General features: G+C 54.6%; 1 protein-coding gene. It reads right to left on the bottom strand.

The window, feature by feature from the left end; genetic code table 11:
• Positions 1-683: RNA-guided endonuclease TnpB family protein (locus C3418_RS23850; RefSeq protein ID WP_146054167.1), on the bottom strand; the 683-nt coding region annotated here is incomplete at both ends.

Genomic DNA, 683 nt, shown 5'->3' with positions numbered 1-683 from the left:
GCTGGATCTTGGCTTTTTGTTTCTTCCAGTTGCTGCTGAACTTTACCTTTTTGCTCAACTGGCGTTGGAGCCTTGCCAGCTTGGTCTGATTGGTTTTGAAGCTGTTGACGGGCTCAAACACCGTGCCGTCTGACAGGGTTGCGAGCTTGGCGATCCCCGCATCCAGCCCGACCATTGAGCCGGAGGGGTGAATTGGCTCAAGCGTCTCCTGCTCGACCTGAAAGGAGATATACCAGTGCCCGGCTGCTTGGCTGACGGTCGCGTTTTTAATTTTCCCTTCAACTGGCTGGGACTGACGGAACTTGACCCACGCCAGCCCGGCAGGCAGCTTCACTCGACCCTTTTCAAGGCGGCAATACTTGTCGAAGTTGACGAACCGGATAGCGTCGCGGTTGTCGCTTTTTTTCTTGAATACGGGTGCCTTGGCGGCGAGTTTCTTATCAAAGCAGCGCATCCACGCGCCATGCAAATCCTTGAGCTTCTGCTGGAGGTTGTCGGTATATGCCTCGGCCAGAAAGGCCATTTCTGGGTCTTTCTTCCAACTGGTGAGCATCCTGTTCAGCTCAAAGGCAGAAGGCAGTTTTTCGCCAGCATCCAGAATGCGTTTGGTTTCTGCCAGCCCGTGATTCCAGACATAACGAGCACAACCGCCCAACTGGCGCAGGCGTTGCGCTTGTTGTTCG

Source organism: Aeromonas sp. ASNIH8 (genome assembly GCF_002919855.1).
Taxonomy (GTDB): domain Bacteria; phylum Pseudomonadota; class Gammaproteobacteria; order Enterobacterales; family Aeromonadaceae; genus Aeromonas; species Aeromonas caviae.
This window is presented reverse-complemented; position numbering and strand designations above follow the sequence as displayed.